We start from the raw sequence: 16,391 nt of genomic DNA on the forward strand, positions 1-16,391 counted from the left end.
GCCGGTGTCCGACAGCGATGAGGCGCTGCTGGATCGCCCGATCTGGAGCGCGCTGACAACGAGCCAGAAGCATCTGGCGGAGGGCGGCCCGCGAGCGCTGCGCTATCCTGTGGACATGACGCCGTTTGCCGACATGGCCGACATGTCCGCGGCAAGTTTTGCCGCGCTCCGTGATCTCCTGTCGGGCTCGCAGGTCGCCGCGCTGTTCACGCCGGAGCCGGTCGAAATGCCCGCCGGTTTCAAGGTGGTGCTGGCCAAGACCGGCGAGCAGATGATCGGCTCGCCCGCTGACAGTTCGCTGCGCGACGCCGAGATCGTCAAATTAAGCGCCGCCGACGTTCCCGCCATGATGGCGCTGACGGATCTGACGAAGCCCGGTCCATTCGCACTGCGTACGCATGAGCTCAGCACATTCCTCGGCATCCGCGTCAGCGGCGAACTGGTCGCGATGACCGGCGAGCGGATGAAGCCGGGAAGGTTCGTCGAAATGACAGCCGTCTGCGTCCATCCGGACTATCGCGGGCGCGGCTATGCGCAGGCGCTGCTCGCGGCGGTCGCGCGCCGGATCGAGGCGCGCGGCGAGATTCCGTTCCTGCACGTGTTTTCCGGCAACGCGTCCGCGATCGCGCTGTACCAGCGACAGGGCATGCGAATTCGGCGGCGCCTGTACGTCACTGCGTTCATGAAGGAGGGATAGGCTCCCTCGGGGATCGCCCTTCATTTCCTTCGAATTCACGCTAAATCCGTCCCAACCACAATTGGGGGAAACACATGGACGCCAGGACAACCGATTTTTCCGCCGTGCGGACGGCGATGCAGCGCTACGTCGATCAGGAGATCATTCCCGGCGTGTCCTGGGCGGTGCTGCGCGGCCGGGAGGTCGTTGACCAGCAATGCGTCGGGCTTGCCGACCGCGAAGCGAAAACCGCGCTCCGGACCGACCACATTTTCCGCGCGTTTTCGAATACCAAGATCTTCGTCACGTGTGCGATCATGCTTCTGGTGGAAGAGGGCCGCCTCGGGCTTGACGATGTCGTCGAAAAATTCCTGCCGCAGCTCGGCAATCGCAAGGTGCTGAAGCAGGGCGCTTTGAGCCTTGCCGATGTCGAGCCGGCGAAGGGCTCGATCACGATCCGCCAGCTCCTGACCCACACCTCCGGCCTCAGCTACGGCATCTTCGACCCCGGCACGGTGCTGTTCAAAGGCTATAACGAGGCGGGCGTGCTTAATCCGTTGACGCCGCTGACCGACATGATCGACAAGCTTGCCGATCTGCCGCTGTCCTATCATCCCGGAACGGGCTGGGAATATTCGGTGGCGACCGACGTGCTCGGCCGCGTCGTCGAGGTTGTCTCCGGAAAATCCCTCGATGCCTTCCTCAAGGCGCGCATTTTCGATCCGCTCGCCATGACCGATACCGGCTTCTACGTGCCCGAAGCGCAGCAGGGCAGGCTGGTCGCGCTCTACACCGGCGCCGACGTGCTCGATCCGATGAAGCCCGGCCTGACGCGGGCCGACAATCTGCCTTACCCGCAGGCCTATCGCCGTCCGTTCCCGCGGCTCTCAGGCGGCGGCGGTCTGGTCTCGACCCTGCCGGACATGCTTGCGCTGGTGCGCGCCTTGGTGCCCGGGTCAGATACACTGCTGAAGCCGGAGACGCTGCGGCAGATGATGACGAACCAGCTGCCCGCAGGCCAGACCATCCGCTTTGCCAATCTCGGGCCGATGCCCGGCAAGGGTTTTGGTCTCGGCGGCGCCGTCACCTTCGCGCCGACGCCGTTCGATCCGGCGAATTCCACCGGCGAATTCCAGTGGGGCGGCCTTGCCGGCACGCATTGGTGGATCTGCCCGCAGGCGAATACCGCGGGCGTCCTGATGGCCCAGCGCTACATGGGCTTCTGGAATCCGTTCTTCTTCGAGTTCAAGCGCCTGGCCTACCAGGCGGTCGGAGGCTGACCGCGAAAAAATTGCAGGCCTCCGCGAATCCTTTTCGCCCGTCGCGTCCTCCTTGTCCTCGAGGCATTCCGCCTCGGCGCGTGTCGGAGGATGTGATGGGATTTTACAGGAAGAACATCGGTGGCGTGCATCAGGCGGTGCGGGTGGCGCTCGGAATTGCGGTCGGGATTGCCGCGTTCGCGTATCTGTCCGGGCTTGCGGCGTGGCTGGTCGCGCTCGGCGGCGCAGGCTTCGCGCTGACCGGCCTCGTCGGCTACTGCACGATGTGCGCGATGGCCGGAATCGGACGAGGAGGCGTGTCGTGAGTGCGGCTGCGATCTCGCCCAACCTGTTCGAGGCGGCGCGGCTTGGCGATCCCGAGGCGATCGCGGCGCTGCTCGCGACGGCGCAGCCCGATATCCGCCGCTACGCGCGCGCGACCTGCCGCAGTTCGGCGGATGCCGAGGATGCGACGCAGGAGGCGCTGTGGATCCTGTTCCGCCATGTCGGCACCATCCGCTCGCTGCTGGCGCTGTCCGCCTGGCTGTTCAGCGTGGTTCGGCGCGAATGCCTGCGGCTCGCGCGCAAGGCCGGCCTTATGCCGGCCATCGCTGCGAGTGACGCGGAGGCCGCACTGCTGTCGCGGCCCGAGGCCGATCTGCGGCTCGACGTGGCCGCGGCCTTCGAGGCGCTGCCGCTGCACTATCGCGACGTCGCGCTGATGCGCGACGTCAAGGAGATGACCATCGACGAAATCGCCGTCGCACTCGGCGCGTCCAGGCAGACCGTCAAGGCACGCCTGCATCGCGCCCGCGCATTGATGCGCGAATATCTGACGAGATGAGACATGACCGATTATCAAAACCCCGATGACCTGAAATCCGTCCCGGCCTTCGTCGCGCTCGCGCCGGTCGAGGCCAACGCCTTCCTCGCCTTCAATCATGCCGTCGAGCGCAAGGACGGCTTGATCCCGCCGAAATATCGCGAGCTGATTTCGCTCGCGGTCGCGCTCACCACGCAATGCGCCTATTGCCTCGACGTGCATACGGCGCAGGCGGCGAAAGCCGGTGCGACGCGCGAGGAGGTCGCGGAAGCTGCGTTGATCGCCGCTGCGGTCCGCGCCGGCGGCACGCTCGGCCATGCGCTGTTGGCGCAGCGCCTGTTCGAGCGACATCGAGGTGAAACCACGGGATGAACGCGCATCGGAGGCTCGGTCGTCCGCGTGAATAATTATCTCGGCCTCGATGGATTTCGTTACGGCTGGGTCGCAGCTTGGATCGACGAGCACGGCGATCACGGCTTCGACTATTCGCCGGGGCTGACGCGATTGCTCGCGACGCCACACGCGCGCGCGATGATCGACATGCCGATTGGGTTGAACACGAGCGGCTATCGAACATGCGACCTGCGTGCGCGCGAACTGGTCGGCCCCGCCGTGTTTCTCGGCGCGCGCCGCGACCTCTGGAGATTTCCCGACATGGCGGCAGCCAATCGTCACTACTGGAAGCACGAGGGCAAGGGCAGGGGCGTGTCGGCGCAGCTCTGGAACATCAGGGACAAGATCAGGGAGGTCGACGAGATCATGACGCCGGCACGGCAAGCCGCGATCGGCGAAGCGCATCCGGAATTGATCTTCTGGAATCTCGCCGGGCGCCTACGGCTCGAGAGCAAGACATCGGCGCAGGGCCGCGAACAACGCATCGCGCTACTGGAGCAACGCGGCTTCACACGCTTGCGGAAATGGCTGACGCAGCGTCACGGCACCGGCATCGGCCGTGACGATCTCATCGACGCCTGCGCCTGCGCGGTCGCAGCGCGCGACAGCACGCAGTCGGTCGGCGATGGCGAGATCGATCCGCGCGGATTGCGGATGGAGATCAACTATTGAGGCGACCGGTCGCCAAGGTGCACTCGGGATAAAGCGGCAATTTATTTGACAGGTATAGGAACTGTAGATGGTCGGCCCGCGTTCCCCGTGCGAAGAGATTACAGAGATGCTCGTGCGATGAATGATACCAGTCAATTCGCGACCGCGCTGCTCGCGCTCGTTTTCACCGGAGCCCTGCTCGTCACCGGGCAGCGCTTCATCGAGCAACGTGCGCAGCGCGATATCGTGTATGCGACAAGTCACTTGCTGCGGCCGCTGTGATCCGGCTTCAGTGCGAAAAGATCGTGTGACCTCTGCATCGGCCTTGTGCCGTTCGTCCGCTCGCCTAGATTAGGCGACAATCTCACGAACGATGCCGGGGTCCCGATGTCCGATCTCTCCGCCTTTCCCATCACCAAGCGCTGGCCGGCAAGGCATCCGGAGCTACTTCAGCTCTATTCGTTGCCGACGCCGAACGGCGTCAAGGTGTCGATCATGCTGGAGGAGATCGGGCTTCCCTACGAGGTCCATCTCGTCGATTTCGGCAAGGACGACCAGAAGACGCCCGAGTTTCTGTCGCTCAATCCCAACGGCAAGATCCCGGCGATCCTCGATCCCAACGGTCCCGGCGGCCGGCCGCTGCCGCTGTTCGAGTCCGGGGCTATCCTGCAATATCTAGTACCCGGAATCAGAGCTGAGTGATACGGCGGCCTTTGAAACGGCGTTGACGGACCTTTTTCTTGGTCCAGACGAAGGGCTCGGCTCTGTCGTTGTATGCGTTGACGTAGGCATCGATGTGTTCCTGAAGCTGCTTGAGGCTCGTGAAGGAGGTGCCGCTGAGCGACTGCCCCTGCAAGATGGAAAACCATACTTCGACCTGATTGAGCCATGACGCACTTGTCGGCGTGAAATGAAATTGCACGTTGGGGTGGGCCTTGAGCCAGTCCTCGTTCTTTTTATGGGTGTTGAGGTTGTCGAGGATGACGTGAAGCTTGCGGTTCGGAAAAGCCGCGGTGACGCTGTTCATGAAATCGAGAAACTCGACGCGGCGCCGGCGTTTTGAATGGGTCGCGATGATCTTTCCGGTGGCGACTTCGAGCGCCGCAAACAATGTTGTGGTGCCATGCCGCTTGTAATCGTGGCTTTGGCCGGTCAAGGCGCGGCCATTGGGCAACTTCAGATAACCCTGCGCTCGCTCCAAAGCCTGGATCGAGGGCTTCTCGTCCACGCACAGCACAATGGCCTTCGCCGGCGGCGCGACATAGAGGCCGACAACATCGGCGGCTTTGGCCGTAAAGTTCGGGTCGTTGCTCTCGCACCAGGACTTGCGAGCCACCAGGTCAATCTTGTGGCTGCGCAGGAACCGCCAGACATATTGGACATCGACATCGCCCAGCGCCTCGGCCAGCAGGGGGCCGGTCCAGCGCGCAAACCCTTGCGGTGGCGGCTTATCCAGCAGCTTCAGAATCCGCTTGTCGGTCGTCTTCGTATAGATCGGCTGCTTGCCAGGCCGCGGCTTGTCTTGCAGCCCTTCAAGGCCATGGTCGGCATAGCGATGCCGCCAAAGGCTGACAATCCGCGGCTGGACCCCAACTTCCTTGGCGATCGACCGGGTGCTGCGCCCATCCGCCGCCAACAGAACTATCCGCGCCCGCTTCAAATCGCGCTGCAACGTCACCGGTGAGCGACAGCACGCCTCAAGCACCTTGCGATCTTTCCTCGAAAGGTGGACTTCTCTTGCTTCGGGTATCATCCCGACCTTGAATCACGACTCACGTTCCAAGAAAAGTGGGTACTAGCGGAGAAGACCGGCAAGCTGTTGCCGCAGGATGCCGCGCGCCGCTACCAGGCGATCCAGTGGGTGCATTTCCAGATGGGCGGGATCGGGCCTATGTTCGGCCAGGTCGGTTTCTTCCACAAATTCGTCGGCAAGGATTTCGAGGACAAGCGGCCGCTCGAACGCTACGTGGGCGAGTCCAGGCGTCTGCTCGGCGTGATGGAGACGCATCTGGCCGGCCGGCAATGGTTCATGGATGACGACTACACCATCGCCGACATCTCGATGCTTGGCTGGGTGCGCAACCTCATCGGCTTCTACGGCGCCGGTGATCTCGTCGAATTCACCCAGTTCAAATCGGTTGCCGCATGGCTCGAACGGGGACTCGCGCGTCCGGCGGTGCAACGTGGGCTCAATATTCCCAAGCGGCCGTGAAACTAGCTCAGCGCCTTGTAGATCATGTAGAGCGCCATCAGCGAGACGAGGGCGACCATGACCCGTTGCAGCACCGATTTGCTGACCCCATTGGCCATGCGTGCGCCGAGATCGGTGCCGACCCAGAGGCCGGCAACGATGCCGATGATGGCCGGCCAGCCGACCAAGAGCCCCTTGCTCCAGTAGATCCACGCCGCTGGAATGTTGGTCGGGATCACCGAGAAGACGAGGCTGACGAGTTGCGCCTGGTGCTGCGGCACGCGCAGGCCCGCGGCAAGGCCGACGGTGATCGCCAGGCCGCCGCCGATCCCCATGAAGCCGGAGGAAAAGCCGGCCAGCGCGCCGATGAGGAACAGCGGGAGCCAGGGCAGTTCGGCGGGATCGCCGGCCTCGCCAGCTCCGTCCTTGCGGTCGCGGCGCAGCAGCAGGGCTGCGATCAGCAGAGCGAGGTAGACGACGTAGGTCCATTGCAGCACTGCGTCGGACACGCCGGCCGCGGCATAGCCGCCGCCCGCGCCACCGACGAGAAATCCGATGCCGATCCAGACGATCCATTGCAGCGGACTGCGATTGCCGCTCTGCCAGTAGCGGCGCACTCCGGCGAAACCGGTCGGCGGGACCTGCGTGATCAGCGAGGTGCCCTGGGCGACGTGCTGCTCCGCGCCGAGCAACAGAACGGAAAAGATCACGAGACCGCCGCCCGGGCTCGTGCCCATGAAGCCCGATGTCACGCCGCCGACGAAGCCGACGCCGATGCCTGCGAGCAGTTCGTAAATCCAGGACATCGCTCAAGCCCGGGTTCGTCGCTTGACGTCCGGCTTCGTCGTGCGGAAGCCGTCGATCACGCCATCGACAGCCGCCATGCAGGCATCGACGTCAAAGTCCTCGCCCCAGCATTTTTGCAGCACAAAGCCCTGGAAGATAGCGATCAACACGCGCGCGATGGCGTCGGCGCCGAGATCGCGCCTGATGAGGCCGTCGTGCTGGGCGCGCTCGACCAGCGCCACGATCAGGGCGCGCGGCATCTCGATGCCTTCGACGACGCTGGTGCGGACGCGGCGGTTACGCAGCGCCTCGGCCCAGCCATGGATGCCGACGCGCCGCCGCGCTTCGCCGGCGGGATCGGTGAGCCATTGCGCGTAGACGCGGACCAGCGCGTGAAGTCCTTCGATCGGATCACCCGATCCCTGCGCGACCGAGTTGAGCACGGCTTCGCGGCGGTGCCGGTCGTCGGCGAGCGCCTCGATCAGGTCGTCCTTGCTCTGGAAGTAGAGATAGACCGCGCCATGGCTCAGCCCCGACCGCTTCACGATGTCGGCCATGCCGGTCTGGTGAAAGCCATTCTCGGCGAAGCAGGCGAGGGCGGCCTCGAGGATCTGCCGTCGCCGGCCTTCACGCTGCTTGTCGCTGATCTTCGGCATCGAGCCTCCGCAAATAACTGACTGATCGATCGTTTTAGCGATACGGGTTTTGGTCAAGTCTCGATGGCTCCGAGCCGGGGAACAGGAGACGTAAACGGCTGGCGAGCCGCCGACAGACGCAACGGCTCGGCTCGCGACCGTGTGCCGCTAGAACAGCCGTCCGCCGTTCGGCACCGGCTTGCCCGGCTGCACCAGCACGACCTTGCCGTCGGCATCGGGAAATCCGAGCGTCAGCACTTCCGATACGACCGGCCCGATCTGGCGCGGGGGAAAATTGACGACGGCCGCGACCTGTTGCCCCACCAGCGTCTCGAGCGGATGGTTCTCGGTGATCTGCGCCGAGCTCTTGCGCACGCCGATCGCCGGGCCGAAGTCGATCCACAGCCGCCAGGCCGGCTTGCGCGCCTCCGGGAACGGCTTGGCATCGACGATGGTGCCGACGCGAATATCGACCGCGAGGAAGCTGTTGAAGTCGATGGTCGGCGACGGGGCCGCGGCGGGATCGTGGGTGACGTGCATGATGAGTCCGTTGACAGAGTTCGTAAGCTTCGCTCGCAATATTGTCGCGCGAACCGGAGTTTCGTACAACGCCACAGCCGAAGCATCACGCATGCGAGAGGAACGTCTTGCCCAACATCATCTACGGCATCAAGAACTGCGACACCATGAAGAAGGCGCGCGCCTGGCTCGACAGCCATGGCGTTGCCTATGAGTTTCACGACTACAAGACGGCGGGCGTCGAGAAGGACAAGCTCAAGCAGTGGAGCGACAAGCTCGGCTGGGAGATTCTGCTCAATCGTGCCGGCACGACCTTCAAGAAGCTGCCCGACGCCGACAGGGAGGGTCTTACCGAGAAGAAGGCACTGGCGTTGATGCTAGCGCAACCATCGATGATCAAGCGTCCGGTGCTGGAAGTCGGCGGCAAGCTGCTGGTCGGCTTCAAGCCGGACATCTACGCCAAGGAAGTCAGGGCGAAGTAAGTCGGCGCCAAATCGCGCTGAAGGCTAGTTCAGCTCGATGATCTCGGTGGCGTCGGCGGGACCGGACTGGTCCGCGAACTCGACGACGTCGGCGGCCGCGATACGGCCGGGGGCGCGATGAAAGAGGTCGCGATCGATCACGGCGCGCAGCTTCGGTCGCGGCGGCGCGTCATTTCCGCGCATCAGATTCTTGATCTCGAAGCCGCCGTCCTCGCAGAAGGTCTTGAGCGAGGCGATGATGTGACAGACCTTTCCGTCGGTCAGGAACGGCAACAGCAGGCGTTCGTAGGCGACGATGCGCCCGTAGATGTCGTCGACGTCGGCAACGCTGTAGACCGGAAGCCCGCGCGCGACGCATTCGTAATAGATGGGCATCACGGAGGGCACGAGCCGCGGCCCGATATATTCATCCAGCGGCAGGCCTTTGCCGGTATGTCCATAGGCGCGCGAGATCCGCGTGCCTTCGCTCTGGATGATGAGGCGCGGCACCGGAGTTGAGGCGTCAACGGTATAATAGATGAGATCGGACAGCTCTTCCTCGAGCCGCGCAGGTTGATACTCCCAGATCGCCGGCGCGATCTGCTGGCGCGCGTAGAGCCGCAGCCACGTGTTCAGGAGATCACGCTGCCTGATCGACTTGACGACGGAGGGAGCGGCGCTTGCGAAATCCAAAACAATATTCCCGGCAGATCGAAACCCGCGCATCATCCATGCGGCGGGAAAATTTTCTATGAAGGCTGGCGCGCGGGACGAAAGACCGTTAACGACGGCTTGACGACCGGTGCTTTCTTGAACCGGAAGGCCGGGCAGGCGTGACATCAAAACATCTCCGACTAAGGGAGCATTTGTATCCCAGCCGGAGACCTGATCTGCTCAGCTTTCCGCCTTGCCTAACCCCCGTCACCTCCGGCATATTCCGCGCCCGGAGGCGGCGTTCCGGGAAGGCTCCAAGGCCTCCTGAAAGCCGAAGCAACAAGGACAGCCACGCGGGTCGCGCGGGCAGGGGGAAATCTGTTTGGCCGATGAGTTCATTCTCGAAACGGAAGGCTTGACCAAGGAGTTCGCGGGCTTCTTCGCTGTCCGCGACGTTGCGCTCAAGGTCCGCCGTGGGAGCATTCACGCGTTGATCGGCCCGAACGGCGCCGGCAAGACGACGTGCTTCAATCTTTTGACCAAGTTCCTCAGGCCGTCCGCCGGGAAGATCCTGTACAAGGGACAGGACATCACCGCGATGGCGCCGGCCGACGTGGCCCGCATGGGACTGGTGCGATCGTTCCAGATCTCGGCGGTGTTTCCGCATATGACCGCATTGGAAAACGTTCGCGTCGCGCTTCAGCGCCAGCACGGCAGTTCCTTCGATTTCTGGCGCTCCAAGTCCGTGCTCAACCGTTTCAACGATCGCGCACGCGACCTGTTGAACGATGTCGGCCTCAGCGAGTTTGCCAATACGCCTGCGGTCGAAATGCCCTACGGGCGCAAGCGCGCACTCGAGATTGCAACCACGCTCGCGCTCGACCCCGAGATGATGCTGCTGGACGAGCCGATGGCCGGCATGGGCCACGAGGACATCGACAAGATCGCGGCGCTGATCAAGCGCATCTCCGCGAAATACACCATCCTGATGGTCGAGCATAATCTGAGCGTCGTGGCGAATCTCTCCGACATCATCACCGTGCTGACGCGCGGGCAGGTTCTCGCGCAGGGCCATTACAGCGAGCTCACCAAGGACGAACACGTCAAGGAAGCCTATCTGGGAGCCGGTCATGCCTGACACTGCGATCGCCGAGGCTCCGGCAAAGGCTGCGAGCGGCGGAAACATCCTCCAGGTCCGCAACCTCGAGGCCTGGTATGGCGAGTCCCACATCCTGCATGGGATCAATTTCGACGTGAACGCGGGCGAGGTCGTCACCCTGCTCGGGCGTAACGGCGCCGGCAAGACGACCACGCTGAAGTCGATCATGGGCATCATCGGCAAGCGTACCGGCTCGGTGAAGTTCAACAACCAGGAGATCATCCGCACGACCTCCGACAAGATCGCGCGCATGGGCATCGCGTTCTGCCCGGAAGAGCGGGGGATATTCTCCAGCCTCGACGTGCGGGAGAATTTGTTGTTGCCGCCAGTGGTCCGCGAAGGCGGACTGCCGCTCGAGCAGATCTTCGACCTGTTTCCGAACCTGAAGGAGCGGCTCAACAGCCAGGGCACGAAGTTGTCCGGCGGCGAGCAGCAGATGCTGGCGATCGCGCGCATCCTGCGCACCGGTGCGAGCTTCCTGATGCTGGACGAGCCGACCGAAGGGTTGGCGCCAGTCATCATCCAGCAGATCGGCCACACCATTGCGCGGCTCAAGAAGGAGGGCTTTACGATCCTCCTGGTCGAGCAGAACTTCCGGTTCGCATCCACCGTTGCCGACCGCTACTACGTGGTCGAGCACGGCAAGATCATTGACGGATTTTCCAATGCGGAGCTTGCCGCCAACATGGACAAGCTCCACACTTATCTCGGCGTCTAGGCATGATCCGGAAGGTGTGAAGCGATTTTCCGAAAAGATCATGCTTAAACAGAAGAACTGCCAACGAGAAAATTCAAAAAGGAAAGTTGCATGAAGACCAGGTCGATTGCATCATTGCTGCTGACCACCGCGCTCACCTTCGCCGCAGCCGGCGTCGCGTCCGCGCAGGACAAGACCGTCAAGATCGGCGCGCTGTCCGATCAGTCAGGACTCTATGCCGATCTCGGCGGCCCCGGCTCGACGCTCGCAGCGCAGATGGCCGTTGAAGATTCCGGCCTTACCGCCAAGGGCTGGAAGATCGACATTGTCTCCGGCGATCACCAGAACAAGCCCGACATCGGCACCGCGATCGCGCGGCAGTGGTTCGACGTCGACAAGGTCGATGTCATCGTCGACGTGCCGAATTCCGGTGTGGCGCTCGCCGTCAACAACGTCATCAAGGAAAAGAACGGCGTCTACATCAACTCTGGTGCGGCGACCTCTGACCTCACCAACGCGCAGTGCTCACCCAACACCGTGCACTGGACCTACGACACCTACATGCTGGCCCACACCACGGGCCAGGCGCTGGTGAAGGCGGGTGGCGACAGCTGGTTCTTCCTGACCGCGGACTACGCCTTCGGTGCGGCGCTCGAGCGCGATACAACGGCCGTTGTCACCGCCAATGGCGGCAAGGTGGTCGGCGGCGTGAAGCATCCGCTGAACACGCCGGACTTCTCGTCCTTCCTGCTCCAGGCGCAGGCCTCCAAGGCCAAGATCATCGGCCTTGCCAATGCCGGCGGCGACACCACCAACGCCATCAAGCAGGCGGCCGAGTTCGGCATCGTCAAGGGCGGCCAGAAGCTCGCCGCGCTCCTGCTGTTCCTCACCGACGTCAAGGCGATCGGTCTGGAGACCGCGCAGGGCCTCAACTTCACCGAGACGTTCTACTGGGACATGAACGACCAGACCCGGGCGTTCTCGAAGCGCTTTGCCGGGAAAATGAAGAACAACGCGCCGCCGACCATGGTGCAGGCCGGCGTCTATGCCGGCGTGCGCCACTATCTCAAGGCGCTGGACGCACTCGGCGGCAATCCACACGACGGCGTCAAGGTCGTCGAGAAGATGAAGTCGATGCCGACGGAGGACGATCTGTTCGGCAAGGGCGAGATCCAGCCGAACGGCCGCACCATCCACAGCGCCTATCTGTTCGAGGTCAAGAAGCCCTCGGAGTCCAAGGGCCCGTGGGACTTCTACAAGCTGGTCGGGACGGTGCCGGGCGATCAGGCCTTCACGCCGCTGTCCGAGAGCAAGTGCGCGCTGTTGAAGAAGTAGGATAACGGCCCGCAGGCCTTTGAGGCCTGCGGGCGACTTTCAGGGGAACGCCGAAGGGACCGGGTGCGGGATCGATGCAGGCACTTTACGCTCAGCTACTGGTGGGACTGATCAACGGCTCGTTCTACGCGCTGCTCAGTCTCGGGCTTGCCGTGATCTTCGGCATGCTCAACATCATCAATTTCGCCCATGGCGCGCTCTACATGATGGGCGCCTTCGTCGCCTATTTCCTGCTGAACAATGATTATCTCAGTATTGGCTACTGGCCGGCATTGATCGTCGCTCCGATTGTCGTCGGCATCTTCGGCATGATCCTGGAACGGACCATGCTGCAATGGCTGACCGGGCTTGACCATCTCTACGGCCTGCTGCTGACCTTCGGCATTGCGCTGATCGTGCAGGGCGTGTTCCAGAACTATTTTGGATCGTCGGGCCTGCCTTACGCCATTCCTGACCAGCTCAAGGGCGGCATGAATCTCGGCTTCATGTTCCTTCCGGTCTATCGCGGCTGGGTCGTCGTGTTCTCGCTTATCGTGTGTCTGGCGACCTGGTACCTGATCGAGAAGACGCGGCTCGGCGCTTACCTCCGCGCCGCGACCGAAAACCCGACGCTGGTCCGCGCCTTCGGCATAAACGTGCCGCGCATGATCACGCTGACCTACGGTCTCGGCGTCGGCCTTGCCGCGCTCGCCGGCGTGCTCTCGGCGCCGATCAACCAGGTGCGGCCGCTGATGGGCGCCGACCTCATCATCGTCGTGTTTGCCGTGGTGGTGATCGGCGGCATGGGATCGATCATGGGCTCGATCATTACCGGTTTCGCTCTCGGCGTGATCGAGGGCCTGACCAAGTATTTCTACCCCGAGGCCTCCAACACCGTCGTGTTCGTGCTGATGGTGCTGGTGCTCTTGGTGAAGCCATCGGGATTGACGGGAAGGGCGGCCTGATATGACAGCCTTGACGGACGATACGCTGCGGGCGACCCCGCGCGCGATGCGTGACGAGATGATCGTGTTTGCGGTGATGGCGCTGCTGCTGGCGTCGGTGCCGTTCACGGGGGTCTATCCGTTCTTCGTGATGCAGGCGCTGTGCTTCGCGCTCCTCGCCTGCGCCTTCAACCTTCTGATCGGCTATGGCGGCCTGCTGTCGTTCGGCCACGCGATGTTCTTAGGCACGGCCGGCTATTGCAGCGCGCATGCGCTGAAGGTGTGGGCGTTGCCGCCGGAGCTCGGCATCCTCGTCGGCGTCGCCGGTGCTTTCGTGCTCTCGATCGTGACCGGCTACATCTCGATCCGCCGCCAGGGCATCTATTTCTCGATGATCACGCTGGCGCTGTCGCAGCTCCTGTACTTCATCTACCTCCAGGCGCCGTTCACCCATGGCGAAGACGGCATCCAGGGCATTCCGCAGGGGCACATGTTCGGCGTCCTCGATCTCTCCAAGCCGACGGTCCTGTACTACGTCGTGCTGGTCGGCTTCCTCGCCGGCTTCCTGTTGATCTTCCGCATCATCAACTCGCCGTTCGGCGAGGTGCTGAAGTCGATCCGCGAGAACGAGCAGCGCGCGATCTCGCTCGGCTACCGGACCGACCAGTACAAGTTCCTGGCCTTCGTCCTGTCGGGCACGCTGGCCGGCTTCGCCGGATCGCTGAAGGTGTTCGTGGCGCAAAATGCCTCGCTCACCGACGTACACTGGTCGATGTCGGGCGAAGTCGTGCTGATGACGCTGGTCGGGGGTCTCGGGACCATCTTCGGACCCGTGGTCGGCGCCTTCGTGATTATCGCCATGCAGCAATATCTGGCGAGCTTCGGCCAATGGGTGACGGTGATCCAGGGCTCGATCTTCGTGATCTGCGTGCTCACCTTCCGCCGCGGCGTCGTCGGTGAAATCGCGCATTACTTCCGGCGTTCGCTCTAAGTAATTGATTTAAGGTCAATTTACCCGCTTCGTGAAAGTGGTGGATGATCCGGCACCGCGAGCGTGAGGTGGCACGCGCGCGGACCGAAAATGGTCTATGACAGTTTCGTGACGGCCCTTCCGGGCCGGGCCATTTCCAACCGGTAGTCTATCCCCATGATGCGATGGTTTCGCGCTTTCCTGCCCAAGGAAGAACGGTTCTTCGACCTGTTCGACCGACATGCCCAGACCGTGATCCAGGGCTCGATCGCGCTCCAGGGCATGCTCAACGGGGGCGAGGAGACGCCGGTCTATTGCCAGCGCGTCAACCAGTTCGAGAACGATGCCGACAACATCACCCGTGAGGTGCTGACGGCGGTGCGCCGCACCTTCATCACGCCGTTCGACCGCGGCGACATCAAGAACCTCATCACCTCGATGGACGACGCCATCGACCAGATGCAGCAGACCGCCAAGGCCGTGATGCTGTTCGAGGTCCGCGCCTTCGAGCCGCCGATGCGCGAGATCGGCGGGCTTCTGATCGAATGCGCCAATCTGGTCGGCCGTGCGCTGCCCCTGATGCAGCAGATCGGCAAGAACGTGGCCATGCTGACCGCGATCACGGAAGAGCTGACCAAGCTCGAGGGCCGGGTCGACGATCTCCACGACATCGGGATGAAGGAGCTGTTCCTCAAACACCGCGACGGCAACGCGATGGATTTCATCGTCGGTGTCGAGATCTACGACCATCTCGAAAAGGTCGCCGATCGCTTCGACGACGTCGCAAACGAGATCAACAGCATCGTCATCGAGCAAGTGTAGCGCATGATCCGGAAAAATGTGCAGCGGTTGTCCGCGCAAATCATGCCAAAACTTTAAGGCAGGGGCCTCGCCGTGGATGCTGCGTTGGGTCTTCCCGTCCTGGTCGGACTGATCGCCGTCGCGCTGCTGTTCGACTTCTTGAACGGCCTGCATGATGCTGCCAATTCGATCGCGACCATCGTCTCGACCCGCGTGCTGCGGCCGCAATTCGCGGTGTTCTGGGCCGCCTTCTTCAATTTCGTCGCCTTCATGGTGTTCGGGCTGCACGTTGCCCAGACCATAGGCACCGGCATCATCGATCCCTCGATCGTCGATGCCCAGGTGATCTTCGCGGCGCTGGTCGGCGCCATCGTCTGGAACCTCGTGACCTGGGCGCTCGGCATCCCGTCTTCGTCGTCGCATGCGCTGATCGGCGGGTTGTTCGGTGCCGGCGTGGCCAAAGCCGGGATCTCGGCGGCGGTCTGGAGCGGATTGTCCAAGACGGTGATCGCCATCGTGCTGTCTCCGCTGGTCGGCTTCCTGCTGGCGATGCTGCTGGTTGCGATCGTCTCCTGGGCCTCGGTGCGATCGACGCCCTTCGCCGTGGATCGCGCCTTCCGCATCCTGCAATTCGCCTCCGCCTCGCTCTATTCGCTCGGCCATGGCGGCAATGACGCGCAGAAGACCATGGGCATCATCGCCGTGCTGCTCTATTCACAGGGCCATCTCGGCAGCGAATTCTCGGTGCCGTTCTGGGTCGTGCTGTCCTGCCAGGCGGCGATGGCGATGGGCACGCTGATGGGCGGCTGGCGCATCGTCCGCACCATGGGCCTGCGCATCACGAAACTGACGCCGATGCAGGGCTTTTGCGCCGAAACCGGCGGCGCCGCGACCCTGTTCATGGCGACCTTCCTCGGGGTTCCCGTCTCGACCACCCACACCATCACCGGCGCCATCGTCGGCGTCGGCGCCGCCCGCCGCCTCTCGGCGGTGCGCTGGAACGTCGCCAGCTCGATCGTCTATGCCTGGGTGATCACGATGCCGGCCTCGGCGATCGTCGCCGCGCTGACCTGGTGGGCGGTCAGGATTTTCGTCAAGTAACGAGCTTCAGCCCGATGATACCGGCAACGATCAGTCCGATGCTGGCCAGGCGAAGCGCGGTCGCCGGCTCGCCGAACAGGATGATCCCGAGCGTCGCGGTGCCGACCGCGCCGATGCCGGTCCACACCGCATAAGCGGTCCCGACGGGCAGCGATTTGAGCGCGAGCCCGAGCAGGATCACGCTGCCCGCCATCGCCGCGAGCGTGATGACGGAGGGAACAAGCCTGGTGAAACCCTCGGTGTATTTCAGGCCGATCGCCCAGGTGATCTCGAGAAGACCGGCGACGAACAGGATGCTCCAGGCCATGACGACCCTCCATTCAAAGCAGGGTCGTCCCCGCGGCTGATATGCTGGTG

21 protein-coding genes and 2 pseudogenes are annotated in these 16,391 nt (G+C 63.2%); 17 read left to right on the top strand and 6 right to left on the bottom strand.

The window, feature by feature from the left end; all coding sequences use genetic code 11:
• The first annotated feature begins 4 nt into the window (after window positions 1-4).
• The 8 genes and pseudogenes from ACFLEY_RS19585 to ACFLEY_RS19620 form a co-directional block, all read left to right on the top strand.
• Entirely contained in the window at window positions 5-697 is a 693-nt protein-coding gene (locus ACFLEY_RS19585; protein ID WP_060911707.1) for a GNAT family N-acetyltransferase, read from the top strand.
• A 74-nt stretch (window positions 698-771) separates the two neighbouring features.
• Window positions 772-1,956, top strand: a complete 1,185-nt coding sequence (locus ACFLEY_RS19590) for a serine hydrolase (RefSeq protein ID WP_082756680.1) — start codon at window positions 772-774, stop codon at window positions 1,954-1,956.
• A gap of 95 nt (window positions 1,957-2,051) precedes the next feature.
• Window positions 2,052-2,261, top strand: a complete 210-nt coding sequence (locus ACFLEY_RS19595; RefSeq protein ID WP_060911708.1) for a DUF2892 domain-containing protein — start codon at window positions 2,052-2,054, stop codon at window positions 2,259-2,261.
• Entirely contained in the window at window positions 2,258-2,779 is a 522-nt protein-coding gene (locus ACFLEY_RS19600) for an RNA polymerase sigma factor (protein WP_028171043.1), read from the top strand. The genes ACFLEY_RS19595 and ACFLEY_RS19600 overlap by 4 nt, the downstream gene beginning before the upstream one ends.
• Window positions 2,780-2,782: 3 nt before the next feature.
• Window positions 2,783-3,130 carry a carboxymuconolactone decarboxylase family protein gene (locus ACFLEY_RS19605; RefSeq protein ID WP_060911709.1) on the top strand — a complete coding sequence of 116 codons (348 nt, stop codon included), beginning with the start codon at window positions 2,783-2,785 and terminating at the stop codon, window positions 3,128-3,130.
• A gap of 27 nt (window positions 3,131-3,157) precedes the next feature.
• Window positions 3,158-3,823: a DUF429 domain-containing protein gene (locus tag ACFLEY_RS19610; protein ID WP_060911710.1), complete on the top strand. Its 666-nt coding sequence runs from the start codon at window positions 3,158-3,160 to the stop codon at window positions 3,821-3,823.
• A 117-nt stretch (window positions 3,824-3,940) separates the two neighbouring features.
• The gene (locus tag ACFLEY_RS19615) at window positions 3,941-4,084 is read left to right on the top strand and encodes a hypothetical protein (RefSeq protein ID WP_165448151.1); all 144 of its coding nucleotides are present in this window, start codon (window positions 3,941-3,943) and stop codon (window positions 4,082-4,084) included.
• 105 nt (window positions 4,085-4,189) lie between these two features.
• Window positions 4,190-4,480 (top strand): annotated as a pseudogene (locus ACFLEY_RS19620) (glutathione S-transferase N-terminal domain-containing protein); the annotation flags it as partial.
• Between the two features lie 10 nt (window positions 4,481-4,490).
• Here the strand turns inward: ACFLEY_RS19620 and ACFLEY_RS19625 are convergent.
• Window positions 4,491-5,555, bottom strand: a complete 1,065-nt coding sequence (locus ACFLEY_RS19625; RefSeq protein WP_026192128.1) for an IS630-like element ISRj1 family transposase — start codon at window positions 5,553-5,555, stop codon at window positions 4,491-4,493.
• A 42-nt stretch (window positions 5,556-5,597) separates the two neighbouring features.
• On the opposite strand from ACFLEY_RS19625, the pseudogene ACFLEY_RS19630 reads away from it, so the two are divergent.
• Window positions 5,598-6,014: pseudogene (locus tag ACFLEY_RS19630) on the top strand (glutathione S-transferase C-terminal domain-containing protein); the annotation flags it as partial.
• 2 nt (window positions 6,015-6,016) lie between these two features.
• Here ACFLEY_RS19630 and ACFLEY_RS19635 read toward each other — a convergent pair.
• The 3 genes from ACFLEY_RS19635 to ACFLEY_RS19645 all read right to left on the bottom strand — a co-directional run bounded on the left by ACFLEY_RS19635 (window position 6,017) and on the right by ACFLEY_RS19645 (window position 7,954).
• Complete coding sequence (locus ACFLEY_RS19635; RefSeq protein ID WP_060911711.1) at window positions 6,017-6,799, bottom strand: sulfite exporter TauE/SafE family protein; 783 nt, start codon at window positions 6,797-6,799, stop codon at window positions 6,017-6,019.
• Between the two features lie 3 nt (window positions 6,800-6,802).
• Entirely contained in the window at window positions 6,803-7,435 is a 633-nt protein-coding gene (locus ACFLEY_RS19640) for a TetR/AcrR family transcriptional regulator (protein WP_028171048.1), read from the bottom strand.
• A 147-nt stretch (window positions 7,436-7,582) separates the two neighbouring features.
• A complete protein-coding gene (locus tag ACFLEY_RS19645; RefSeq protein ID WP_011086810.1) occupies window positions 7,583-7,954 on the bottom strand; it encodes a tRNA-binding protein in 372 nt (123 codons plus the stop codon).
• A 107-nt stretch (window positions 7,955-8,061) separates the two neighbouring features.
• Here ACFLEY_RS19645 and ACFLEY_RS19650 point away from each other — a divergent pair, with 107 nt between their 5' ends.
• Complete coding sequence (locus tag ACFLEY_RS19650; RefSeq protein ID WP_060911712.1) at window positions 8,062-8,415, top strand: ArsC family reductase; 354 nt, start codon at window positions 8,062-8,064, stop codon at window positions 8,413-8,415.
• Window positions 8,416-8,439: 24 nt separating this feature from the next.
• On the opposite strand, the gene ACFLEY_RS19655 is transcribed toward ACFLEY_RS19650, so the two are convergent.
• Window positions 8,440-9,120 carry a hypothetical protein gene (locus ACFLEY_RS19655; RefSeq protein WP_171901338.1) on the bottom strand — a complete coding sequence of 227 codons (681 nt, stop codon included), beginning with the start codon at window positions 9,118-9,120 and terminating at the stop codon, window positions 8,440-8,442.
• A gap of 310 nt (window positions 9,121-9,430) precedes the next feature.
• On the opposite strand from ACFLEY_RS19655, the gene ACFLEY_RS19660 reads away from it, so the two are divergent.
• The 7 genes from ACFLEY_RS19660 to ACFLEY_RS19690 all read left to right on the top strand — a co-directional run bounded on the left by ACFLEY_RS19660 (window position 9,431) and on the right by ACFLEY_RS19690 (window position 16,034).
• On the top strand, window positions 9,431-10,186 hold the full coding sequence (locus tag ACFLEY_RS19660; protein ID WP_060911714.1) for an ABC transporter ATP-binding protein: 756 nt from the start codon (window positions 9,431-9,433) through the stop codon (window positions 10,184-10,186).
• Entirely contained in the window at window positions 10,179-10,925 is a 747-nt protein-coding gene (locus ACFLEY_RS19665) for an ABC transporter ATP-binding protein (protein WP_060911715.1), read from the top strand. Before ACFLEY_RS19660 ends, ACFLEY_RS19665 begins: the two co-directional genes overlap by 8 nt.
• 90 nt (window positions 10,926-11,015) lie before the next feature.
• A complete protein-coding gene (locus ACFLEY_RS19670) occupies window positions 11,016-12,239 on the top strand; it encodes an ABC transporter substrate-binding protein (RefSeq protein WP_060911716.1) in 1,224 nt (407 codons plus the stop codon).
• A 74-nt stretch (window positions 12,240-12,313) separates the two neighbouring features.
• Window positions 12,314-13,183 (top strand): branched-chain amino acid ABC transporter permease, encoded by an 870-nt coding sequence (locus tag ACFLEY_RS19675; RefSeq protein WP_011086816.1) that lies wholly within the window; start codon window positions 12,314-12,316, stop codon window positions 13,181-13,183.
• 1 nt (window position 13,184) lies between these two features.
• The gene (locus ACFLEY_RS19680; RefSeq protein WP_011086817.1) at window positions 13,185-14,153 is read left to right on the top strand and encodes a branched-chain amino acid ABC transporter permease; all 969 of its coding nucleotides are present in this window, start codon (window positions 13,185-13,187) and stop codon (window positions 14,151-14,153) included.
• A 156-nt stretch (window positions 14,154-14,309) separates the two neighbouring features.
• Window positions 14,310-14,954, top strand: coding sequence for a DUF47 domain-containing protein (locus ACFLEY_RS19685; RefSeq protein WP_011086818.1), 645 nt, complete (start codon window positions 14,310-14,312; stop codon window positions 14,952-14,954).
• Between the two features lie 72 nt (window positions 14,955-15,026).
• Window positions 15,027-16,034, top strand: a complete 1,008-nt coding sequence (locus ACFLEY_RS19690; protein ID WP_060911717.1) for an inorganic phosphate transporter — start codon at window positions 15,027-15,029, stop codon at window positions 16,032-16,034.
• Here the strand turns inward: ACFLEY_RS19690 and sugE are convergent.
• Window positions 16,027-16,341, bottom strand: coding sequence for a quaternary ammonium compound efflux SMR transporter SugE (gene sugE, locus ACFLEY_RS19695; RefSeq protein ID WP_028171053.1), 315 nt, complete (start codon window positions 16,339-16,341; stop codon window positions 16,027-16,029). The genes ACFLEY_RS19690 and sugE overlap by 8 nt on opposite strands.
• Window positions 16,342-16,391 lie beyond the last annotated feature (50 nt).

Source organism: Bradyrhizobium sp. YCK136 (assembly GCF_044570075.1).
In the GTDB taxonomy this organism is placed as follows: domain Bacteria; phylum Pseudomonadota; class Alphaproteobacteria; order Rhizobiales; family Xanthobacteraceae; genus Bradyrhizobium; species Bradyrhizobium diazoefficiens.